This is a genomic window from Candidatus Poriferisocius sp. (assembly GCF_965208355.1).
Lineage (GTDB): Bacteria > Actinomycetota > Acidimicrobiia > Acidimicrobiales > Bin134 > Poriferisocius.
Genome location: NZ_CBDBOM010000003.1, coordinates 2,724,361 through 2,745,609, shown reverse-complemented (window position 1 = coordinate 2,745,609; position 21,249 = coordinate 2,724,361). Strand labels below are relative to the sequence as shown.

At 65.9% G+C, this 21,249-nt stretch carries 22 protein-coding genes and 1 tRNA gene; 19 read left to right on the top strand and 4 right to left on the bottom strand.

Translation table 11 applies throughout. The features are described 5' to 3' along the window. The first annotated feature begins 23 nt into the window (after positions 1–23). The 7 genes from ACOGXH_RS14030 (at position 24) to ACOGXH_RS14000 (ending at position 5,608) form a co-directional block, all read left to right on the top strand. Positions 24–377: a DUF192 domain-containing protein gene (locus tag ACOGXH_RS14030; RefSeq protein WP_419929713.1), complete on the top strand. Its 354-nt coding sequence runs from the start codon at positions 24–26 to the stop codon at positions 375–377. Positions 378–440: 63 nt separating this feature from the next. Continuing rightward, entirely contained in the window at positions 441–1,268 is an 828-nt protein-coding gene (gene rsmI / locus ACOGXH_RS14025; RefSeq protein ID WP_419929712.1) for a 16S rRNA (cytidine(1402)-2'-O)-methyltransferase, read from the top strand. Between the two features lie 47 nt (positions 1,269–1,315). Next, positions 1,316–1,780: a VOC family protein gene (locus ACOGXH_RS14020; RefSeq protein ID WP_419929711.1), complete on the top strand. Its 465-nt coding sequence runs from the start codon at positions 1,316–1,318 to the stop codon at positions 1,778–1,780. Between the two features lie 60 nt (positions 1,781–1,840). Continuing rightward, positions 1,841–3,340 (top strand): class I tRNA ligase family protein, encoded by a 1,500-nt coding sequence (locus ACOGXH_RS14015; RefSeq protein WP_419929710.1) that lies wholly within the window; start codon positions 1,841–1,843, stop codon positions 3,338–3,340. A 2-nt stretch (positions 3,341–3,342) separates the two neighbouring features. Then, positions 3,343–4,083, top strand: a complete 741-nt coding sequence (locus ACOGXH_RS14010; RefSeq protein WP_419929709.1) for a TatD family hydrolase — start codon at positions 3,343–3,345, stop codon at positions 4,081–4,083. Then, complete coding sequence (gene rsmA, locus ACOGXH_RS14005; RefSeq protein WP_419929708.1) at positions 4,080–4,901, top strand: 16S rRNA (adenine(1518)-N(6)/adenine(1519)-N(6))-dimethyltransferase RsmA; 822 nt, start codon at positions 4,080–4,082, stop codon at positions 4,899–4,901. The genes ACOGXH_RS14010 and rsmA overlap by 4 nt, the downstream gene beginning before the upstream one ends. After that, positions 4,898–5,608 (top strand): 4-(cytidine 5'-diphospho)-2-C-methyl-D-erythritol kinase, encoded by a 711-nt coding sequence (locus ACOGXH_RS14000; RefSeq protein ID WP_419929707.1) that lies wholly within the window; start codon positions 4,898–4,900, stop codon positions 5,606–5,608. Before rsmA ends, ACOGXH_RS14000 begins: the two co-directional genes overlap by 4 nt. 57 nt (positions 5,609–5,665) lie before the next feature. Here ACOGXH_RS14000 and ACOGXH_RS13995 read toward each other — a convergent pair whose 3' ends face one another. Next, a complete protein-coding gene (locus ACOGXH_RS13995; protein WP_419847603.1) occupies positions 5,666–5,767 on the bottom strand; it encodes a 30S ribosomal protein bS22 in 102 nt (33 codons plus the stop codon). A 112-nt stretch (positions 5,768–5,879) separates the two neighbouring features. Between ACOGXH_RS13995 and ACOGXH_RS13990 the strand changes: the two genes are divergently transcribed. From ACOGXH_RS13990 to ACOGXH_RS13945, 10 genes are all read left to right on the top strand, one after another. After that, a tRNA-Gln gene (locus tag ACOGXH_RS13990) sits at positions 5,880–5,952 on the top strand. A gap of 53 nt (positions 5,953–6,005) precedes the next feature. Next, complete coding sequence (locus tag ACOGXH_RS13985; RefSeq protein ID WP_419929706.1) at positions 6,006–6,971, top strand: NTP transferase domain-containing protein; 966 nt, start codon at positions 6,006–6,008, stop codon at positions 6,969–6,971. A gap of 4 nt (positions 6,972–6,975) precedes the next feature. Continuing rightward, complete coding sequence (locus ACOGXH_RS13980; protein ID WP_419929705.1) at positions 6,976–7,956, top strand: ribose-phosphate diphosphokinase; 981 nt, start codon at positions 6,976–6,978, stop codon at positions 7,954–7,956. Between the two features lie 47 nt (positions 7,957–8,003). Beyond that, positions 8,004–8,696, top strand: a complete 693-nt coding sequence (locus ACOGXH_RS13975; RefSeq protein ID WP_419929704.1) for a 50S ribosomal protein L25 — start codon at positions 8,004–8,006, stop codon at positions 8,694–8,696. 18 nt (positions 8,697–8,714) lie between these two features. Continuing rightward, complete coding sequence (gene pth / locus ACOGXH_RS13970) at positions 8,715–9,326, top strand: aminoacyl-tRNA hydrolase (protein WP_419929703.1); 612 nt, start codon at positions 8,715–8,717, stop codon at positions 9,324–9,326. Beyond that, positions 9,326–12,805 (top strand): transcription-repair coupling factor, encoded by a 3,480-nt coding sequence (gene mfd, locus ACOGXH_RS13965; protein ID WP_419929702.1) that lies wholly within the window; start codon positions 9,326–9,328, stop codon positions 12,803–12,805. The genes pth and mfd overlap by 1 nt, the downstream gene beginning before the upstream one ends. A 13-nt stretch (positions 12,806–12,818) precedes the next feature. Next, positions 12,819–14,141: a MazG nucleotide pyrophosphohydrolase domain-containing protein gene (locus ACOGXH_RS13960; protein ID WP_419929701.1), complete on the top strand. Its 1,323-nt coding sequence runs from the start codon at positions 12,819–12,821 to the stop codon at positions 14,139–14,141. Positions 14,142–14,245: 104 nt separating this feature from the next. After that, the gene (eno, locus tag ACOGXH_RS13955) at positions 14,246–15,538 is read left to right on the top strand and encodes a phosphopyruvate hydratase (RefSeq protein WP_419929700.1); all 1,293 of its coding nucleotides are present in this window, start codon (positions 14,246–14,248) and stop codon (positions 15,536–15,538) included. Then, the gene (locus ACOGXH_RS13950; protein WP_419929699.1) at positions 15,535–15,876 is read left to right on the top strand and encodes an FtsB family cell division protein; all 342 of its coding nucleotides are present in this window, start codon (positions 15,535–15,537) and stop codon (positions 15,874–15,876) included. The genes eno and ACOGXH_RS13950 overlap by 4 nt, the downstream gene beginning before the upstream one ends. Positions 15,877–15,897: 21 nt before the next feature. Further along, complete coding sequence (locus ACOGXH_RS13945) at positions 15,898–16,563, top strand: J domain-containing protein (protein ID WP_419929698.1); 666 nt, start codon at positions 15,898–15,900, stop codon at positions 16,561–16,563. Here the strand turns inward: ACOGXH_RS13945 and ACOGXH_RS13940 are convergent. Beyond that, positions 16,560–17,735: an MFS transporter gene (locus ACOGXH_RS13940; protein ID WP_419929697.1), complete on the bottom strand. Its 1,176-nt coding sequence runs from the start codon at positions 17,733–17,735 to the stop codon at positions 16,560–16,562. The genes ACOGXH_RS13945 and ACOGXH_RS13940 overlap by 4 nt on opposite strands. Positions 17,736–17,865: 130 nt before the next feature. On the opposite strand from ACOGXH_RS13940, the gene ACOGXH_RS13935 reads away from it, so the two are divergent. Further along, a complete protein-coding gene (locus ACOGXH_RS13935; RefSeq protein WP_419929696.1) occupies positions 17,866–19,080 on the top strand; it encodes an amidohydrolase family protein in 1,215 nt (404 codons plus the stop codon). Positions 19,081–19,083: 3 nt separating this feature from the next. Further along, positions 19,084–19,578 carry a hypothetical protein gene (locus ACOGXH_RS13930; RefSeq protein WP_419929695.1) on the top strand — a complete coding sequence of 165 codons (495 nt, stop codon included), beginning with the start codon at positions 19,084–19,086 and terminating at the stop codon, positions 19,576–19,578. 19 nt (positions 19,579–19,597) lie between these two features. Here ACOGXH_RS13930 and ACOGXH_RS13925 read toward each other — a convergent pair whose 3' ends face one another. Then, positions 19,598–20,002, bottom strand: a complete 405-nt coding sequence (locus ACOGXH_RS13925) for a hypothetical protein (protein ID WP_419929694.1) — start codon at positions 20,000–20,002, stop codon at positions 19,598–19,600. A gap of 109 nt (positions 20,003–20,111) precedes the next feature. Next, positions 20,112–21,224: an amidohydrolase family protein gene (locus tag ACOGXH_RS13920; RefSeq protein WP_419929693.1), complete on the bottom strand. Its 1,113-nt coding sequence runs from the start codon at positions 21,222–21,224 to the stop codon at positions 20,112–20,114. Positions 21,225–21,249 lie beyond the last annotated feature (25 nt).

Below are 21,249 nucleotides of genomic sequence, written 5' to 3'. Positions count from 1 at the left end.
CGCTGGAGTTGGAAAATCATGAGATGGCGTGGCTCGTCTGTGACGACCGGGTGCTGGCCACCGTGGAATTCGCCACCGGCTGGCGGGAACGGGCCCTCGGACTGCTGGGCCGGGACGAGTTCGACAATGCGCTGCTGCTGCGACCGGCGCTATCGGTCCACACCCTGGGCATGCGCTTTCCCATTGACGTGGCCTATCTGGACCGCAATCTGGTGGTGCTGAAAGCAACCACCATGGCTCGCTTTCGGGTTGGCCTGCCGGTATGGCGGGCCCGGGCGGTACTGGAGGCCGAGGCCGGTTCGTTTACCCGCTGGGGCCTAAAGCCCGGCGATCGATTGGAAGTGCGACAGACTGCTAGTGATCCCCATCGGGGATAGACAAGCTCCTGGATTAGGTGATCCCGATCGGGGATAGACAAGATCCAGGATTGGGGAGGAAGCATGGCTGGAAAGCTGGTTTTGGTTGCCACCCCGATCGGCAACCTGGGCGACCTGTCCCCGAGAGCGGTGGAGGCATTGGCCGACGCTGACGTGGTGGCCTGCGAGGACACTCGTCGCACCGGAAAACTGCTGGCCCACGCCGGGGTGAGCGCTCCCCGGTTGCTGGTGGTCAACGAGCACACCGAGAAGGCCAGTGCGGCCGAGATCGCCGACCTGATCGTCGCCGGGAACATGGTGGCCCTGGTCACCGATGCCGGCACTCCAGCGGTGTCTGATCCGGGGGCCAAGGTGGTGCAGGCGGTCCTCAAGGTCGGAGCCGAGGTGGAGGCCGTACCCGGCCCGTCGGCTGCCTTGTCGGCCCTGGTGGTGAGCGGCCTGCCCACCGGGCGCTTTTGCTTTGAGGGATTTCTGCCCAAGAAGGGGCGCCACCGCACCGATCGCCTCCACGCGCTGGCGGCCGAGCCTCGCACCATGGTGCTGTTTGAAGCGCCGCATCGGCTGGCCCGCACCCTGGGCGACCTGGCATCAGCGCTGGGCGGGGATCGGGCCATCGCCATCGTGCGGGAGCAGACCAAGCTGCACGAGGAGGTATGGCGGGGCACCCTCGCCGATGCCGTTGCCCAGGTAGGCGAGGCAGAGCCCCGGGGCGAATACGTGCTGGTGGTGGCCGGTTGCCCCGACCCTGCTCCGCCCTCGGTGACCCAGATCAGAGCGGCGCTTGAGGAGAGGTTGGCCGACGGATTGTCCCGCCGGGATGCGGCCGCCGCGGTGGCCGCCGACCTCGGAGTGTCCCGACGAGCCGTGTACCAGATCAGTCTGAAAGACTGACTCTTCCAGAGGCCCCAAGTACTGGCCCAGTTGGCAGAGGAGTCCCCATGAGCGAAGTAAAGCCCATTCCCGACGACTACCCCCGTGTCACCCCCTACCTGTGCGTGGACGGCGCGGCCGCGGCCATCGATTTCATGGTCGAGGTATTCGACGCCACCGAGCGCATGCGGATATCAGCCCCCGGAGGAATGATCGGCCACGCCGAGGTGGCCATCGGCGACAGCATCATCATGGTGTCCGACGAATATCCCGAGATGGATGTGATCGGACCCAAGAAGATCGGCGGCACTGCGGTCACTGTCATGGTGTACGTGGAGGACGCCGATGCCACCTTCGCCAAGGCGGTAGCTGCCGGGGCCACCGCCGAACGACCGGTGGAGACCCATTTCTACGGCGACCGCGGCGGTCAGTTCACCGACCCGTTCGGCCACCGCTGGAACGTGTCCACCCATGTGGAGGACGTGGCCCCCGATGAGCTGGCCCGCCGTTCGGCCGAGATGTTCGGGGAGTGACCCCGAGCACTTGGGCCATCCCAATCGGGAACAGCGGGCCGAGGAAAGTAGGGTGATCCGGTGTCGCGCTACTTCTTGACGACCCCGATCTTCTACGTCAACGACGCGCCCCACATCGGCCACGCCTACACCGTGCTAAACGGTGATGCCGTCACCCGCTGGCATCGGCTGTTGGGCGAAGAGGTCTTCTACCTGACCGGGACCGACGAGCACGGCCTCAAAGTTCAGCGGGCCGCGGAGGCCAACGGCCTGTCTCCCCTAGAGCAGGCCGACGGCACCAGTCAGCGCTTTCGGGAAGCGTGGGCCGAGCTCGGCGTGGCCAACGACGAGTTCATCCGCACCACCGAGCCCCGCCACCACCGTTCGGTCCAGACCCTCATGCAGCGGGCCTACGACAACGGTTACATCTACTCGGCGGTCTACGACGGTTGGTACTCGGTGTCGGACGAGGCCTACGTGTCAGAAGAAGACGTGTCGGAGGAGGACATCGAGTCGGGCCGAGTGGAGCGGATGACCGAGGAGAACTACTTCTTCAAGCTCTCCGAATTCGAGGAGCCGCTGTTGAAGTGGTTCGAGTCCAACCCCACCAACATCACCCCCGAGGGTTATCGCAACGAGGCGCTGGGCATCATCCGGGGCGGCTTGCGGGACATCTCCATCACCCGCACCTCCATCGACTGGGGCATCCCGGTGCCCTGGGCCGAGGGCCATGTGTTCTATGTGTGGTACGACGCGCTCACCAACTACGCCACCGCGGCGGGCTACGGGAACGACGACGAGCGGTTTGCCCAGTGGTGGCCGTCGGTGCGCCATCTGCTGGGCAAAGACATCATTCGCTTCCACTGCGTGTATTGGCCGGCCATGCTCCTGGCCGCCGGGGTCGAGGAACTGCCCCAATACCACGTCCACGGATGGCTGCTGGTGGGCGGGGAGAAGATGTCCAAGTCGGCGTTCAACCAGATCTCGCCCACCGACCTCGTCAACGACTTCGGCGTGGACGGATTCCGCTACTCCCTGCTCCGTGACACGCCGTTCGGCCCCGACAGCGAGGTCAGCCACGAGGCACTCCAGCACCGCTACAACACCGATCTGGCCAACAACTTCGGCAATCTGTTGCAGCGGTCGTCCACGTTGGTTCACCAAAAGTGCGACGGGATCGGCCCTGCTCCCGACCCCGACCATCCGCTGGCCGACATTGCCGCCGAGGTGTACGCCGACGCCGCCGCGGCCTGGGACCGGTTCCAGCCGTCGGTAGCGCTGGAGGCCACTTGGCGGCTAATCCGCGACACAAATGAGTACTTGCAGGCCACCGAGCCGTGGAAGATGGACTCCGGGCCCTTGGTGAACACGGTGCTGGGCAATGCCTTGGAGGCTCTGCGCATCGTGTGCGTGCTGGCCAGCCCGGCCATCCCCACTTCCTGCGAGGCGGCGTGGACCCGCCTTGGGTTGGACGGATCTCCCCTCGACCAGCGGCTGCCCGAAGCCGCGGTGTGGGGGCAGTATCCCGGCAGGTTGCCGGTGGCCCAAGGCGATCCGCTATTCCCCCGCCTCAAGGGCTGAAGGTGCGCTGGATAGACAACCACTGCCACCTGGAGTCGGACACGCTGGATGAGGTGGTCGCCCAGGCATCGGCGGCCGGAGTGGAGCGCCTGATCGATGTGGGCACCGATTTGGCCACCTCGATGGCCGCAGTAGCCAAGGCCGCGGCCAGTGACCGGGTGTGGGCCACGGCGGGAGTTCACCCTCACGAGGCTCGCCACGGCATCGCCGGCATCGAGGATTTGCTGGGATCCGACCGAGTGGTGGCAGTAGGGGAGTGCGGGCTCGACTACCACTACAACCACTCCCCGCAACCCGACCAGCAGGCGGCGTTCGCCGTCCAGATCGACATGGCCCATCGGCATCGGATGCCCCTGGTGATCCACACTCGGGAGGCGTGGGACGACACCTTCGCCATCCTGGACGAGGGCGGGGTGCCCGACCACACGGTGTTCCACTGCTTCACCGGAGGTGCCGACGAGGCCCGGGCCGCCCTTGATCGGGGGGCGTACCTGTCGTTCAGCGGCATCGTGAGCTTCCCCTCGGCCGACGACGTGCGGTCGGCGGCCGAGTTGTGCCCGCTAAACCGGCTGCTGGTGGAAACCGACTCGCCGTATCTGGCGCCGGTACCTCTGCGCGGCAAGCGCAACGCCCCGGCGAATCTGCCGCTGGTGGGCGAGGCACTGGCCCGAGTCCACGGCATCGCACCGGAGCAGGTGGCCGAGCACACCTGGGACAACGCGGCCGCCTTCTATGGCCTATGACCCTTACCCGCACCCAGGTTCTTGACCTGCTGGACCGCCACGGTCTGGCTCCCAGCCGGGCCATGGGTCAGAACTTTGTGGTCGACCCCAACACCATCGATGCCATGGTTAGGGCCGCTGAGCTGGCCCCCGAGGATTCGGTGGTCGAGATCGGCCCGGGGCTGGGGTCGCTCACTCGAGCCCTGGCCGCCGAGGTTGATCATGTGCTGGCCGTGGAGGCCGACCGCCACCTGCTGGCCCCACTGGCCGAGGTGGCTGATGCTCCCAACGTCGAGATTGTCCACGCCGATGCCACCACCTCAGAGTGGCGCACCAAGCTCGGCCCCACCGAGAGGCGGTGGTCGCTGGTGGCCAACCTGCCCTACAACGTGGCCGTTCCCCTGCTGTTGGACCTGTTGGACAACGAGCCCCGCATCGAGACCATCACCTTCATGGTGCAAAAGGAGGTGGCCGATCGGCTGGTGGCCCCGGTGGGTACCAAGGCCTACGGGATTCCCACCCTCAAGGTGGCCTACTGGTGCGAGGCCCGCATCGTCCGCTCGGTACCTCCCACGGTGTTCTACCCCCGACCCCGGGTGTCGTCTGCGGTGGTCCGGATGGAGCGACTACCGGCCCCAGCCGTCGAAGCTGATCCTGACCATCTGTTCTCCCTAATCCGCACCGCCTTTGGCCAGCGCCGCAAAATGCTACGCCGCTCGCTGGCCGCCCACTTGACGCCCGATCATTTCGCCCAAACCGCCATTTCCCCCACCGCCCGCCCCGAACAACTCACCCTCGCCGACTGGGCCGAATTGGCTGTCGTAGCCTCGTCTCGATGACCACGCTCATCGCCTCGGCCAAGCTCACCTTGTCGCTGCGCATTACCGGCGTGCAAGATGACGGGTATCACTTGATCGATGCCGAGATGGTGGCCCTCGATTTGGCCGACACGCTGGAGATCGAGGAGGGCCACGGAGTTGCCATCAGCGGAGCGGACGAGATTGACCCGTCTGAAAATCTCATAACCCGGGCGCTGGCCCTGGTGGGGCGCACTGCCCGGATCACAGTGGACAAGCGAATCCCACCCGGGGCCGGGTTGGGGGGAGGATCGGCCAACGCCGCCGCCATTTTGCGCTGGGCCGGCTACACCAAAGTCCAAGGAGCGGCTCAGCTGGGTGCCGACGTCCCCTTCTGCCTGGTCGGCGGGCGGGCTCGTGTGCAAGGCATTGGTGAGCTTGTGCAGCCGCTTGACTACGTTCCCCGAACGCTTACCCTGAACATCCCCCCATTCGGATGCTCCACACCAGCGGTATATCAGCGCTGGGACGAGATGGGAGGACCCGAGGGATCGAACGGGAACGACTTGGAGCCGGCCGCTCTTGAAGTGGAACCCCGCCTGGACCAATACCGCCGAGAGTTGGAGGAGGCCACTGGCCAGACGGCAAGGTTGGCCGGCAGCGGATCTACCTGGTTTGTCGAGGGCGCCTACCCCGGTGAGGGTCGAATCGTGGTTAGCACCGTGCCCTCTCAGCCTTTGCGAGCTTGAAGAGGAGTGGGGGAGCTACTTCCCGCGGGCCCGCCGCTGGAAGCGAGTGCGCTAGGTCTACTTCCCGCGGGCCCGCCGCTGGAAGCGAGTGCGCTTCAGCATCTTCTTGTGCTTCTTCTTGCGCATCCGCTTGCGGCGCTTCTTGATCAACGATCCCATGGTGCTTCCACGCTAGCCCGGCCAACGCCATCACCAATAACCCGAGAGTTCATATGGTGGTCATGGAGTAGCCTGCAAATGGTGCCTGACGACTGCATAGCAAGGGGCTCCTTGGCGAGTAGTTCAAGTGGCAGAACGCCTGGCTTTGGACCAGGAGGTTGCAGGTTCGAGTCCTGCCTCGCCAGCCGCGCTAGAAATACACATGTGATGGTCGAGAGCGGGTTGGCCCGCTAAACACATGACGGCTGATCCAATGCCCCTTTCTGCGGTTGTGTTGGCTGCGGGCAGGGGCGCTCGTATGAGATCGGGGCGACCCAAACCCCTCCACGACCTCTGCGGCCGGGCCATGCTGCTGCACGTGATAGATGCCCTCGCCGCCGCGAAGCCCCGCCAAATTGCCGTGGTGGTGGGCTTTGGCGCCGAGGAAGTGGCCAAACACGTCACCGAGGAGGCCTACGACCTTCGGATCGACTTTGTCGAGCAGCCCGTGCAGCGGGGCACGGCTGATGCCACCGCTTTGGGCCTGTCCGCCCTGGACAGCGATGTCGACGACGAGGATGTGCTGGTGGTTTCGGCCGACATGCCGCTCATGCAGGGTCAGACGCTGCGGGGCCTGTCCGCCCAGCACCGGCTGTCCGGGGCCGCGGCCACCGTGGCCACGGCGTCCGAGGAGCCCGCCGAAATCGTCTGCTTCCGCCGGAGCCTGCTGTCCCCGGCCCTGCGCCGACTGGCCTCCGGCGACTTCGGGCGCGAGTACGACCTCAACGACGCGGTCGCCGTGCTCACCTCCGCCGGGCACGACGCGGGGTCTTTCGCTATCGACGAATCTGAGGCTCAGGGGGTGGACGACCGAGAGCAACTGGCCTTCGCCGAAGCGGAGATGCGTCAGCGCATCAACCGCAACTGGATGGTCGCTGGGGTGCGCATCATGGCCCCCCACAGCGCCTACATCGACGTGAGCGTGAAGCTGGCCGCCGATGTGGTCATCCACCCTGGTGTCGTACTCAGAGGCCAGACGGTGATCGGCGAGGATGCGGTCATCGGTCCCCACACCCACTTGGTCGATTGCGTTGTCGGTCCTCGAGCGGTGGTGGAGGCGGTGTCGGCCACTGACGCCGAGATCGGCGCCGATGCCCATGTTGGGGCCTACATCACCCTGGAGCCTGGAGCTCAAATACCACCTGCCTCCACTGAAGGAATTTGATTTCATGGAACTCGTCACCAAGAAGAAGCTGGCCATCATCTCGGGTAGGGCCAACCACGAACTGGCCGCCGAGATCGCCGAAACACTTGGAGAGGAGCTGGTGGAGCCCAACATCGCCGACTTCGCCAACGGGGAAATCCACTGTCGGTTTGAGGAATCGGTGAGGGGCACCGACGTGTTCATCGTCCAAAGCCACACCGCGCACGGCGACGCCTCCATCAACGACGCGGTGATGGAGCATCTCATCATGGTGGACGCGGCCCGGCGGGCCTCGGCCAAGCGCATTACCGCGGTGTGCCCCTTCTACGGCTATGGCCGCCAAGACCGCAAGGCCGCGGGCCGTGAGCCCATCACCGCCAAGCTGATGGCCAACACCTTCCGAACCGCGGGGGCCAATCGCATGCTGAGCGTCGATCTCCACTCTGGGCAGATCCAGGGATTCTTCGACGGCCCATGGGACCACCTGACCGCTATGCCGGTGCTAGTCGACTATCTCAAGGACTTCGACGGCGACTTGGTAATTGTGTCCCCCGATGCGGGTCGAGTGAAGGTTGCCGAGCGCTACACCAACGAACTGGACGCCGACCTAGCCATTGTTCACAAGCGCAGAGCCATGGATGTCAAGCACGCGGTGGAGGTCATAGAGGTGGTGGGCGACGTGGAGGGCCGAACCTGCGTGCTTATCGACGACATGATCGATACTGGGGGCACCATCGTGGCCGCGGCCGACGCCTTGGCCGCTCGGGGTGCGGCCACGATAGTTGCCGCCACCACCCATGGCGTGTTCTCCGGCCCGGCCGTCGACCGGCTCAAGAACTCGGTGATCTCAAAGGTGGTTATCACCAACACCTTGCCGTTGTCGCCCGACAAGCAGATCGACAAGGTCGAAGTGCTGTCGGTGGCCAGCATCATCGCCGACGCCATCGATGCCGTGTTCGAAGACACCTCAGTCTCCGAGATCTTCGGCGGCAAGAACCTCTCTTAGCTCTTAGCCCTTTCGCGCTGCGGGCCGATAAGATTGCTAGCTGCACTATGGCTGAGCTGATCTTGAAGACCGATACCCATCGCGAGCTGGGTACCCGGCCGTCTCGGCGCCTGCGCCACGAGGGACGGGTTCCCGGCGTGGTGTACGGGCTGGGTGGAGAGACGGTTTCGGTGGCAGTGGATGCCCGCGAGCTGCGGTCAGCCTTGAACACTGAAGCTGGCCTCAATGCCCTGCTCACCTTGGAGGTGGACGGCGATCGCCAGCTCAGCCTGGTCAAGGATTTGCAGCACCACCCGGTTCGCAATGAGGTCATCCATGTGGATTTCATCCGGGTGGACGCCGACGTAGCCGTGGAAGTAGAGGTTCGGGTGGTGCTGGAGGGCGATGCCACCGCAGTGACCAACGAAGACGGTGTGGTGGATCAAGTTGCCTTCACTGTCGCGGTGCTGGCCAAGCCCGAGGCCATTCCCAACGAGTTGACAATCGACATCAGCGAGATGGTGATGGGCGACACGGTGAGAACTGGCGATCTCGAACTGCCCGAAGGGGTAGAGCTGGCCGGCGATCCCGAGGAGCTGGTGGCCAGCACTTCGATCAGGGTCATGGAGATTGAAGAGCCTGAGGTGGACGAAGAGGCCGAGGTCGAGCTGGATGAAGACGGCCAGCCGATTGTGTCCGAGGAAGACGACGAAGCCGACGACCAGGGCGACGACGCCGCTTCCGAAGACCCCGCCGAATAGCCCTCGGCGCCTGTCGCCGTGCCCTCCCGCTGGCGATCCCGAAAGAAGCACACCGACACCCCGGCCGATCTTGTGGTGGTGGGGTTGGGCAATCCCGGAGACAAGTACGCGGGCTCTCGCCACAACGTGGGTGCCGAGGCGGTGGAGCTTCTGGCCGAGCGCTACGGGCAGTCGTTGGGCAAGAGCCGGGAGGCGGCCCTGGTGGCTGAGATCAGGGTGGAAGGCCGACGGGTGGTGCTGGCCTTTCCCCAGACCTTCATGAACAAGTCGGGCGAGGCGGTGCGGGCACTGGTGCGCCGCTGGAGCATCGCCGAGCACTTGGACCGGTTGGTGGTGATCCACGACGAGCTCGACCTGCCCCCGGGGCGCATCAAGGTAAAGGATGGCGGGGGGCTGGCCGGGCACTATGGCCTGTCGTCCATCAAGTCTCACCTCCGTACGGCCGAGTTCACCCGCATCCGCATCGGAGTGGGCAAGCCCCCCGATACCCGGGCTGGTGCCGACTATGTGCTGAAGCGACCGGGCCGGGCCGACCGGGACCTGTTGGACGATGCGGTGGAGCGGGCGGCCGACGCCGCCCTGGCCCTGCTCGACCGCCCGGTTGACATTGTGATGAACAGGTTCAACTGATGGCCGCTACCGCAGTTGCGGCCGCCGGACCGGGTTTGGCCGGACTGGGGCGACTGCTGGCCTCAGACCCATCAGTGGTGCAGGTTCTGGGGCAGCGCGACGCCTCTTTGGCGGTGGCCGAATCGGGCCAGGCTGCGGTGCTGGCCGCCATCGCCGAGCTGAACGGCCGCCGCCCGGTGGTGGTGGCCGTCCCCACCACCGCCGACGCTGAGCGTCTGGCCGGCGACTTGGCCGCGATGCTCGACGGCGGCGCCGCCGTGTTCCCGGCGTGGGAGACGCTGCCGTTCGAGCGGATCAGCCCCGGAGTAGAGACCATGGGGCGACGATGTGAGGCCATCTGGCAGCTCCGCGATCCCGACAGGTGCCCGCCAGTGCTGGTGGCCCCGATCCGGGCTTTGCTCCAGCGCCTGGTCTTGGATTCTGACGACGCCGAGCCGGTGACCGTGGCTTCGGGCGACCGAGTCGACCAAGAGCAGCTGGTTGTCAACCTAGCCACTCGGGGATATCGGCGCGACGTGCAGGTGGAGCACCGGGGCGTGTTCGCGGTGCGGGGTTCGATTGTCGACGTGTTCCCGTCCACCGCCGACAGCCCGGTGCGCATCGACCTGTGGGGTGACGAGGTGGACCGGTTGACCGAGTTCTCGGTGGCCGACCAGCGGGCCACCCACCCCATAGGCAGGGCGGTGATCTTCCCCGCTCGTGAGGTGCGGCCGGTGCCAGAGGTTCGAGCTGCGGCCGAGGGCCTGGTGGCCTCCCGACCTTGGGGTCGAGAACAGTGGGAGCGGTTGGCCGAGGGTCAGTTCTTCGACGGTATGGAGTCGTGGCTTCCCTGGCTCATCGACACCGACGAGATCATCACCGACCGACTCGGCGCCGACGCCCTGGTGGTGCTGCTGGAGCCGGGGCGGCTGCGGGATCGCGCCTCCGACATCGCCGCTGAGGAAGCGGATCTGGCTGGTGCGCTGGCCCAGACCTGGGGTGCGGCCGGGGAGGAGTTTCCCCGCCTGCACGTGGACTACGACCGGCTGCTGACCGCCTGCCAGTCACCGGTGTGGACCATGACCCCGGTGCCGGCCTCGCCGTCCACTCCGGTGGTGGCGGTGGGAGGGTGGGCTTCGGCCATCGGCGACCCGTCGGCCCCCGTGGCCCAGGTCTCCCGGCTTCTGGCCGACGGGTACCGGGTTCGGGTGGCTGCCGACGGGGCCGGATCGGCCACCCGGTCGGCGGAACTGCTGCGAGAGCACGGGGTGGACCTCCCGGTTCACATGGGAGGCGACGCCGGATTCGGGGGTACCTCTGACCCCGCGGGGTCCGTGGTGGTGGCCCCAATTCAGCGGGGGTTTGTGCTCCCCGACGCCAAAGTGGCCGTGATGGGCGAGGCCGATCTGACCGGCCGCCGCCGGGCCCACCGGCGCAGCCGTCCCCGCCAGTCGTTGGCCCAAGAGATGGACGACCTGGCCGCAGGCGACTATGTGGTCCATCGCCACCACGGCGTGGGCCGCTACGCCGGAATGGTGAACCGTTCGATAGCCGGGGTCAGCCGCGACTACCTGCTGGTGGAGTACCGGGGGGGCGACAAGCTCTATGTGCCCACCGACCAGGTGGACGCCGTGCGCCGCTATTCGGGGGGCGAGTCGCCCACCCTGAGCAAGATGGGGGGCGCCGATTGGCAGCGGACCAAGAGCGGGGTGCGCTCCGCGGTCAGCGAGATCGCCAAGGAGCTGGTGGTGCTGTACCAGCGCCGGATCACCACCCCCGGCCGGGCGTTCTCCCCCGATACCCCGTGGCAGACGGAGATGGAGTCGGCCTTCGGATACCAGCTTACCCCCGATCAGCACAAGGCCATCGTGGAGGTCAAGGCCGACATGGAGCAGTCGGTGCCCATGGACCGCCTCATTTGCGGCGATGTGGGCTTCGGCAAGACCGAGGTGGCCTTGCGGGCGGTTTTCAAGGCCGTCCAGGACGGTGCTCAGGCGGCGGTGCTGGTGCCCACCACGCTGTTGGCCCAGCAGCACTACCAGACATTTGGCGACCGGTTCGCCAGCTATCCCATCCGAGTGGAGGTGCTGAGCCGGTTCTTGTCCCCTGGCCAGGCCCGCAAGGTGGTGAGCGGCTTGGCCGACGGCTCGGTGGACGTGGTGATCGGAACCCACCGACTGCTGTCCGACGACGTCGCCTTCCGGGACTTGGGGCTGCTGGTGGTGGACGAGGAGCAGCGCTTCGGGGTCACCCACAAAGAGGCCATCAAGTCGATAAAGGCCGATGTGGACGTGATCACCCTCACCGCCACGCCCATTCCCCGGACCCTGGAGATGAGCCTTACCGGTATTCGCGACCTCACGCTGCTGCACACGCCGCCCGCCGACCGCCAGCCCATCTTGACCTACGTGGGCGCCTTCGACGAGCGTCCGGTGGCCGAAGCCATCCGCCGGGAGCTGCTGCGCGATGGCCAGGCCTTCTTCGTCCACAACCGGGTGGCCGACATCGACCACGTGGCCGCCGACCTTCGGGAGATGGTGCCCGAAGCTCGCATTGCGGTGGCTCACGGTCAGATGGATGAGGGCACGCTGGAGCAGGTGGTAATCGACTTTTGGGAGCGGGCCTACGACGTGCTGGTGTGCACCACCATCATCGAATCGGGCATAGACATGCCCACGGTGAACACCTTGGTGGTGGACCGGGCCGACCTGTTGGGACTGGGCCAGCTCCACCAGCTACGGGGCCGGGTGGGCCGGGCCGGAGCCCGGGCCTACGCCTATCTGTTCACCCCCGAGGGCCGGGTGATCACCGAAGATGCCTATGAGCGGCTCAAGACGATCGGCGAGGCCACCGAGCTGGGATCAGGCTTCAAGATCGCCATGCGGGACCTGGAGATCCGGGGCGCGGGCAACATGCTGGGAACCGGCCAGTCGGGCCACATCGCCGCGGTGGGCTACGACCTGTATTGCCAGCTTGTCACCGAAGCGGTGGCCGAGTTGAAGGGTGAGACCCCGCCCGAGCCGGTCGAGATAAGCATCGATGTGCCCCAGGCCGCCAGCATTCCGGCTGACTACATGCCCAAAGAGGAGCTGAAATTGGAAGCCTATCGACGGGTGGCCGGCTGCCAGAGTCCCGACCAGGTTGACGACGTGGCCGCCGAATGGGTCGACCGCTATGGGCCGATCCCCGACGTGGCCCAGACGCTGCTGGCTGTGGCCCGTCTGCGGTGCGAATGCCTGCGCAGCGGGGTTCGGGATGTGGCGGTGGCAAAGGGCCCCGGTTTCGGTGGCCCGAAGTGGGTGGCCCGGCTCAGCCCGGTGAGGCTCCGGCCCAGCCGCCGCGTCCGCTTGGAGCGCCTCTATCCGCAAGCCACTTTCCACGAAGCTGCCGGACTCCTCGTCCTCCCGATGGAGTCCACCGCGGTGGCCGTGGAGACCATCATCGCCACCCTGCGGGACCTGGTTCCCGACGACGAGGCGGCTGAGGCAGCAGCATCGTGATAGGCAGGACAGCATGGCCAAGGTAATCGTTGCCGGGCTCGGACCGGCCGGCCCTGAGCTGATCACCGACGAGGTTCTCGGGGCCATGAGCCGGACCAGCCGCCGCTTCGTGCGCACCCGTCGCCATCCTGCCGCGGCAGCGGTGGAGCCAGCCGAGTCATTCGACGACGTCTACGAGCACGCCTCATCCTTCGAGGAGGTGTACGAGGCCATCGTCGACCGCTTGTCGGCCGAAGCCGATGGCGCCGATGGCGACGTGCTCTATGCCGTGCCCGGATCTCCGATGGTGGCCGAGCGCACCGTGGAATTGCTGCGGTCCGCGCCCGGAGTGGAGCTGGAGGTACTGGCCGGCTTGTCATTTGCCGATCTGGTGTGGGTAAGGCTGGGCATCGATCCCCTGGCCAGCGGGGTGCGGCTGGTGGACGGGCGCCGGTTCGCGGTGGACGCCGCCGGAGAGCGGGGGCCGTTGTTGGTGGCCCAGTGCGACGCGATGCATGTGCTCAGCGACATCAAGCTGGCCGCCCTGGCGTCCCTCGATCGCTCGGCCGCGGACGGGGCTGAACTACCGGTGACCGTGCTGCAGCGCCTGGGACTTCCCGACGAGCAAGTCTTTGAGGTGGCTTGGTCCGACTTGGACCACGCGGTGGAGCCCGACCATCTCACTTCGCTGTACGTGCCGGAGCTGGGCGCGCCCATCGCCTGGGAGGTGGCCCAGTTCGCCGACCTGGCCATCGAGCTGCGTCGCCGCTGCCCCTGGGACAAGGAGCAGACCCACCAGTCGTTGCGAGGCCATCTGCTGGAGGAGACATACGAGGTTCTGGAAGCCCTTGACGCGGTGGACCCCGACACCCTGTCGGGCTACGAGGAGCTGGAGGAGGAGCTGGGCGACTTGCTCTACCAGATTGTCTTCCACTCGGTTCTGGCTACCGAAGCCGGCCAGTTCACCTTGGCCGATGTGGCCCGGGGCATCCACGACAAGCTCAAGTCCCGCCACCCCCATGTATTCGGCCCGTTTGATTCAGACCGGTCCGACCCCGACAGCGCCGACGAGGTGCTGGTCAACTGGGAGGCCATCAAGCGGGACCAGAAGGGACGGGCCTCGGTGATGGACGGAATCCCTTCAGGGCTGCCCGCTCTGTTGTTTGCCGACAAGGTGATTCACAAGGCCCGCTCGGTGGGGGTGGAGCCCAAGGTGGATACCGCGACGGTGGCCGGTCGACTCTACGATGCTGTTTTGGCTGCTCAGATGGCGGGTTTGGATGCCGAATCAGAGCTTAGAGCCTTTGCCAATACCGTCGGAGACCAAATTCGCACCGCTGAAATTTCTTCCTTGTAATTTGAGACAATCCCTAGTCAAACCGGACTTTATCGTCTACTTTTGTAACTCCAGCCACATCAGCAACAAGCGATGGGCCAGGAAGACCCCGAAAGACCCGGCAATTGAGCGCGATCACACACATAGTCGCCCGAGAGGTTCTCGACTCCCGGGGTAACCCTACAGTCGAGGTTGAGGTAACGGTGGAATCCGGTGCATCTGGGCGGGCCATCGTGCCATCGGGAGCATCCACCGGACGCTATGAGGCGGTGGAGAGACGCGACGGCGGCAACCGGTATTTGGGCCGGGGCGTGGCCGGCGCGGTGGCTTCGGTCAACGATGAGATTGCCCGGGCCGCCACCGGATTGGATTCCTCCGATCAGCGGGGGCTCGACCAGGTGATGATCGATTTGGACGGAACCGACGGGCTCAGCCGCCTGGGAGCCAATGCGGTGCTGGGCGTGTCGCTGGCGGCGGCTCACGCCGCGGCCGCCGACAGCGGTCTGTCGCTGTTCCGCTACATCGGCGGGGCCAACGCCCATGTGCTGCCGGTACCCATGATGAACGTGCTCAATGGCGGAGCGCACGCGGCCAACAACATCGACCTTCAAGAGTTCATGGTAGTGCCGGTGGGGGCGGCCTCATTCCGCGAGGCCCTGCAATGGGGGACCGAGACCTACCACCAACTGCGCCGCCTTCTGGTGGAGCGTGGGCTGTCGGCTGGCATCGGCGACGAGGGGGGATTCGCCCCCGACCTGGAGTCCAACGAAGCAGCGGTTGCGGTGCTGGTGGATGCCATTGAGGCGACCGGGCTGACCCCAGGCGACGACATAGCCCTTGCCTTGGATGTGGCCTCTACCGAGTTCTTCGCCGAGGGTGAGTACCGCTTGGCCGCAGAGGACCGGTCACTGAACTCCGCCGGAATGGCCGCCTATCTGACCGATCTGTGCAACGCCTATCCCATCGTTTCTATCGAGGACGGGATGGCCGAGGACGACTGGGATGGCTGGGCGCTCCTCACCAAATCTCTCGGTGGGCGGGTGCAGTTGGTGGGCGACGACCTGTTCGTCACCAACACCGAGCGGCTGGCCCGAGGGATTGAGTTGGGCGTGGCCAACTCCATCCTGGTGAAGGTCAACCAGGTGGGCACCCTCACCCGAACCCTGGAAGCCGTGGAACTGGCCACCGCATCCGGCTACACCTCGGTGATGTCGCATCGCTCAGGAGAGACCGAGGACGCCACCATTGCCGATTTGGCCGTGGCCACCAACTGCGGACAGATCAAGACCGGAGCCCCGGCCCGCAGCGACCGTGTGGCCAAGTACAACCAGCTTTTGCGAATCGAGGAGGAGTTGGGCGAGGCCGCCGCCTACCGGGGCGCAGAGGCGCTGGCGGCGGCAACGGAGGCAGGGTCGTGATCGCCCTGCGCCGCTCGGTGGTCCCGCTAGTTATCGCACTCGTCATCCTCGCCGTGCTGTTCTATGCCTTGTTCCCCACCCGGACCTTTATGGAGCAGAGTTCGGCCCTCTCCGAGGTCCGGGCTGAGCTGGACGCCCTGTATCAGGAGAACGACGCATTGCGCGACCGGATTTACCTGCTTTCCGAGCCCGAGGAGATCGAACGCCTGGCCCGTTCGGAGTACAACTTGGTGTATCCGGGCGAGGAGGCATTCGCGCTGCTGCCCCCGGCCCCCAAGCCGGTTGAGATTCCCGACCTTTGGCCCCTCAACGCCCTGGTGACCTCCCTCGGCGGTTAGTAGCGGGATAGCGTCGGGGCGATGCCGGAGCGGTCGCACTACGACGTTCTGGGTGTATCTCCGGGCGCCAAGCCCGATGCCATTCGGCGGGCTTATCTCCGCCAGGCTCGTCGCTGGCACCCCGACCGCCCGACAGGCGATTCCGAGAGGATGCGGGCCGTTAACGAGGCTTGGGAAGTGCTCGGAGACATCCGATCCCGGGCCGCCTACGATCGAAAGCTGGCCCGCAGCGCTCCTGGACATCCCGGCAGCCCTCGTCCTGCGGGTGCAACCCGACCGACCGGCAGCCCCCGTCCTGCGGCCAGCCCTCGCACTTCCGGGACACCGCCAAGACCGCAAACCCCCTCCCTAGAGGTGGTCAGCATCCGCTGGCGCTGGATCAGCCTGGCGGCTGTGGTCTTGGCCGCAGTGGCGGTGGCAGTGATCTTCCTGGCCACTTCCGCCATTGACGACTCCGACCCCGACGATCCCATCGCGGCGACGGCGCCGGTGTCTGAGTCCCGCCCCGAGCCCGGCGACTGCTTCCGCATCGGCACCACCACTCTCATCACCGTGCCCTGCGACCACCCCCACGACGGCAAGCTAGTGCGCTGGGTGCCCCTTGGCGCGCCTTGCCCCCCCGACACCGAGCTCCGCTGGGTGCGCTCCGCCCAGGAAGCCGTCTGCTACCACCCTCCCTCTGGCTAACTGCTGCGAACCCGCGATATCAGCCCGGTCATGGCCAGGAATCCGATGAAACTCGGGAGGGTGACCACGGCGATGGCGCTGCCCACCGAGAGGCGGCTCGCGGCCAGCGTTCCCACCAGAAGGGGGATGGTGAGGAAGGCGGCCCGGAGGCCGGCGGTGAGCGCTCCGAGGCCAGCGCCCGGCCGTCCGGGATGCTGAGCCGCGGCGTCGTAGAGAATCGGGCTCAGATTGGCCACCCCCAGGCCGGCAATGGCATATCCGATGAGGGTGACGGTCTGGTCAGGAGTAAGGGTGGCGGCGGCCAAACCGCCGCCGGTCATGATGGTCGACATGCTGAGGAGTCGGCTTCCCCCCAGCCGGGCAGCTATGAGGTCGCCGGTGAACCGACCGGCGGTCATCCCTGTGGCGACGGCCACATAGCCCAGGGCGGCCAGCCCCGTAGAGGCCGAGAAGTCGTCGGTGAGGCGAAATGCAGCCCAGTCGATTGCGGTTGACTCGAGGGCAATTGAGAAGAAGCCGACCAGTAGGAAAGCCGCTAGGACAGGAGAGACACGTCGGCCATTGGGAATGGTCTGTGCTGGTGCCTCGGTTGACTCGCTCCCGGAGTGCTCGTCAACTCGAAGCAAGCCCCGGCTCGCAAAACCGAGGGCAGCGAGCAAGATCGCCGCGGCGCATACCAAGTGAGTGGACAACGAGATTCCCGCGGCGGCGACTCGAGAGGCCGATACGCCGCCGATCACCGTTCCGAGGCTCCACAGTCCGTGCAGGCGGGTCATCACCGGTGTGTGCCTTCGTGCACTCAGCCACGAACCCTGCAAATTCATGGCCACATCCATGAGCACGTCGAAGGTTTGCAGGGCGATCAAGCCGACCAACAGCACCCATGGGGCGCGGGCGACGCCGATGACGGGGAGCGACAGGGCGGTGAGCGCCCCGGCGACCAGCATCACCAGTCGGGTTCCGAAGCGGCTGACAGCCGGGCCGACCACCGCACTGCCCACCAATCCGCTGACTCCGGCAATCGACATGAGCAGACCGATCTCGGCCACGCTGATGTCCACTCGGTCTCGGATCTCGGGGAGTCGGGGGATGAAGGATGCGAAAATCGCCCCGTTGACGAAGAACTGAACGGCGACAGCCCTCAGCGCCCGTTGATCGGAAGCAGTGAACATAGGGAACGGGCAATAGTAGGTCTTGGCCCGACCGGTGGGTTCGACTCGTCGTCTTCTGCCTCCTTCTGCCGGTTGACCTACTCTTGGCGGACCAGCAAGGCACACGCCAGCAAGGGGAGGACAGCCAGCCATGCGGCATGGGTACAAGGTTTTTGACGCCGACGGGCACGTGGTGGAGCCCAAGAATCTGTGGGAGCGGTTTTTGGACCAGAAGTTCCAGCACCGGGTGGGCTGGAAGGAAGTCCCCGGCCGGGAGGCGTTCCGTCCGGCCACTGTGGACGGCCGCTACACCCAGAGCCGGGTCACCATCTACGGCGACTTCATGGAGGCGGTGAACTGGACCTACGACCACATGCGGGCCAAGTACGGCCAGGCGGTGGTGGACAACGGCTTTCCCGGTGACGCGGTGGCCGAGGCCATGCCGCTGGACGGCATGGACTTCATGGTGATCTACGGCCCCGGCTACGACCTGTGGTCCGACGGCATGGACGCCGAGCTTCAGGCCGCCATGTGCCGGGCCTACAACCGCTGGGGCCAGGAGATGCGGGAGACCTCGGGCGGGCGGGTCATCGCCGCGGGGCCGGTGGTGATGAACGACGTACACCGGGCGGTGGAGGAGATCCAGTACGCCTACGACCACCTGGGCACCCGGTGCTTCTTCGCCCGGCCCAACCTGTTCAACCACCGGACGCTGGGCGACCCCTACTACGACCCCATGTACGAGTTGCTCCAAGACCTGGACTGCGCCTTCGCCACCCACGACTTCATGGGCCACAACGGGTCGTCGGCCGGGGCCGACCGCTTCGAGACCTTCACCGAGTGGCACACCGTCTGCCACCCCCATGAGGCCCAGATGGCCATGCTGTCGATGATCTGCAACGGAGTCTTCGAGCGGTTCCCCCGGCTGCGGGTGGCCTACATGGAGGCCAACTGCGCCTGGCTGCCGTGGTGGCTGTGGCGCATGGAGGAGCACATCGAGCTGTCGGGCGATTACGAGAAGCCGGGGCTCACCAAGTCGCCCCAGGAGTACTTCCAGGACAACTGCTTCATCTCGGTGGAGCCCGACGAGTATCTCGTGTACCACGTGATCGAGGAGCTGGGCGACGACAAGATCGTGTGGGAGAGCGACTACCCCCACCCCGACTCCAAGTACCCGGAGGCGGTGCAGTCGTTCTTGGATCTGCCCAAGATTTCGGACGAGTCAAAGCGCAAGATCCTGTGGGACAACTCCCTCGACCTGTACCGGTTCCCTGAGGGCTACCTGCCCGACGAGTTCATCGAGGCCACTACCTACGAGTACGACCCCTCGAGCTACGTGCCCAGAGTTCCTGCCGGGGTGAGCTGAGCGATGGCGTCGCCCCATGAGGTTCCCGGCGTGGAGCCCATCTTCCGCCATCTCGATGACAAGGATCTGAAGACCCAGCAGGTCCGCACCCAGATGCACCCCGACGGGCAGAAGTCGGTGTGGGAGAAGTGGTTCACCTTCGGCAGCCACGGCAAGCAGTACCTGTCGATGTGGGCCCGCTGGGACCCGGGCATGATCGTGCACCGCCACGGCCACCACTCTCCCCAGGTGATGTACGTGCTGAGCGGCGATCTGATGTGCGGCGACGTCCACTGCCCGGCCGGCACTCACATAGAGCTGCCCCACGGCGCCGCGCTAGGACCCCTGATCGCCGGCCCCGAAGGGGTTGAGCTGTTCGAGGTGATGATGGGCGACGCCGCCTCGTGGGCCGCCGACCCCGAGGGCTTCGAGGCCCTGCTGGCCTCCCGCAACATCACCAAGCTCCCCGATCCCCCCATCGACCTCCCCGAAGACTTCGAAGACCGCCGCCACCAATAGAAGGGCGGTCCTTGTCGGGCTATCGGGGTTTGCGGGTGGCGATGGTGAAGCCGAAGGCGAAGCCGACGAACTCGATGATGGCCAGGCTCAGCGCGGAGTGGAAGAAAAGGGCCGCATAATCGCCGACCACGTTGGAGTGGAGGTCGGGGCTGTCGATGACGAAGTGAGCCAGATAGCCGAAAAGGAATGCCGCCGCCATCGACACCGCGAACAGACCGGCGCCCAGTCGCACGTCTTTGCGAAGCGCGACGTACACCGCAGCCAGCGGCATGAACGTCGCCACCACGTAGATGAATACCTGCTGCATGGCGGATAGGCCAACGTCGGCTGCTAAGTGGCTGTAGCCGTGGGTCAACTGGACCACAAGGTGCACTAGGGCCAGCACCAGCAGCGTGACCTGCTCAAATCTCGCAGGCGTCGCCATTGCATCCCGGTTTCTTGCGCCCGAAGTAATTCGAGATAGAAGTAATGCCCATCGGGATGTCTCCTCGACGCTGAGGTCTTCCAGTTTGAAGCTATGGCATCGACCGGGCTCAGTTGTACTTGTAGACCCGGGCGGCGTTGGCGTAGAGGACCTTTTCTGTGTCGGCGTCGGTCATGCCGTCGACCAGCTCGGCGATGATCTTGCGGCTGTCGGGCCACAGGGTCACCGAGTGGGGGTAGTCGGACGACCACATGGACATGTTCACCAGGGTCTGGTTGCCGCCGGCCATCTGCATGTGGCCGTTGTGGTCGTCGAGGCCGGTCACGAACACGTTGGTGCCCAGGTAGCTGCTGGGATCGCGCTCCATGGGCGAGTCGGACCAGGCCGACTGGGTGCGGTACTCGTCGTCCATGGTCTGGTACCAGAACGGCACCCAGCCGTAGTTCACCTCGGCGGCCACCACCTTGAGGTTGGGGTGGCGGTCGAAGATGCCGGCGAAGATCATGTAAGTGAGCGGGCGCACGGCGCTGAAGAACCGGTTGACGATGCCGGGGACCGACACGTTCTGCTCCACCAGCTCGTCCCAGTCACTGTCGGGCGGCTTGCCCCCGAAGGTGCGGTGGAAGGTGACCGGTATGTCCAGCTCCGAGCACGCCTTCCACAGCGGCTCGTAGTACGAGTCGTTGTAGGGCCGGGACGGCATGCCGGGGATGAACAGCCCCTTGGCCCCCTTCTCCAGCACCCGGTCGACTTCGGCCAGGGTGATCTCCATGCCGTCCTCGGTGGGCAGCATGGGCAGGCCCCGCAGCCGGTCGGGCGCCGCCCCCTGGAACTCGTCCAGCACCCAGTCGTTGTAGCTGCGCATGCAGGCCACCGCCAGGCCCCGGTCGGGCTCCAGGTAGGTAAAGATGGAGTTGGCCGGGTACACCACCGAGCCCCACACGCCGTCGATGTCCATGTCGGCGCAGTGGGCGGTGCCGTCGTAGTTGCCCGGCATGATTTCCTCGAACTTCATGCCCGAGAGCTTGTAATCCTCCTTGGCCACCCCGGCCATGGCCTCGATGCCGAAGCTGCGCTTGGGCGGCCCGCCGTCGAACGACCATCCGTCGCCCCCGTCGGGCGCGGGCATCATTCGGGGGATGCGGTCTTTGTACTCCTCGGGCACCCGCTCGAACACATGGGGCGGCTCGTTGATGTGGCAATCGGCCGAGATGACTTTCACGGCCAAAACGCTAGTTCCCGACTGG

Coding starts and splice junctions, on each gene's coding strand:
- ACOGXH_RS14030 (WP_419929713.1), top strand. CDS start 24: ATGGCGTGGCTCGTCTGTGACGACCGGGTGCTGGCCACCGTGGAATTC.
- rsmI (WP_419929712.1), top strand. CDS start 441: ATGGCTGGAAAGCTGGTTTTGGTTGCCACCCCGATCGGCAACCTGGGC.
- ACOGXH_RS14020 (WP_419929711.1), top strand. CDS start 1,316: ATGAGCGAAGTAAAGCCCATTCCCGACGACTACCCCCGTGTCACCCCC.
- rsmA (WP_419929708.1), top strand. CDS start 4,080: ATGACCCTTACCCGCACCCAGGTTCTTGACCTGCTGGACCGCCACGGT.
- ACOGXH_RS14000 (WP_419929707.1), top strand. CDS start 4,898: ATGACCACGCTCATCGCCTCGGCCAAGCTCACCTTGTCGCTGCGCATT.
- ACOGXH_RS13995 (WP_419847603.1), bottom strand. CDS start 5,767: ATGGGATCGTTGATCAAGAAGCGCCGCAAGCGGATGCGCAAGAAGAAG.
- ACOGXH_RS13985 (WP_419929706.1), top strand. CDS start 6,006: ATGACGGCTGATCCAATGCCCCTTTCTGCGGTTGTGTTGGCTGCGGGC.
- ACOGXH_RS13980 (WP_419929705.1), top strand. CDS start 6,976: ATGGAACTCGTCACCAAGAAGAAGCTGGCCATCATCTCGGGTAGGGCC.
- ACOGXH_RS13975 (WP_419929704.1), top strand. CDS start 8,004: ATGGCTGAGCTGATCTTGAAGACCGATACCCATCGCGAGCTGGGTACC.
- mfd (WP_419929702.1), top strand. CDS start 9,326: ATGGCCGCTACCGCAGTTGCGGCCGCCGGACCGGGTTTGGCCGGACTG.
- ACOGXH_RS13960 (WP_419929701.1), top strand. CDS start 12,819: ATGGCCAAGGTAATCGTTGCCGGGCTCGGACCGGCCGGCCCTGAGCTG.
- ACOGXH_RS13945 (WP_419929698.1), top strand. CDS start 15,898: ATGCCGGAGCGGTCGCACTACGACGTTCTGGGTGTATCTCCGGGCGCC.
- ACOGXH_RS13940 (WP_419929697.1), bottom strand. CDS start 17,735: ATGTTCACTGCTTCCGATCAACGGGCGCTGAGGGCTGTCGCCGTTCAG.
- ACOGXH_RS13935 (WP_419929696.1), top strand. CDS start 17,866: ATGCGGCATGGGTACAAGGTTTTTGACGCCGACGGGCACGTGGTGGAG.
- ACOGXH_RS13930 (WP_419929695.1), top strand. CDS start 19,084: ATGGCGTCGCCCCATGAGGTTCCCGGCGTGGAGCCCATCTTCCGCCAT.
- ACOGXH_RS13925 (WP_419929694.1), bottom strand. CDS start 20,002: ATGGCGACGCCTGCGAGATTTGAGCAGGTCACGCTGCTGGTGCTGGCC.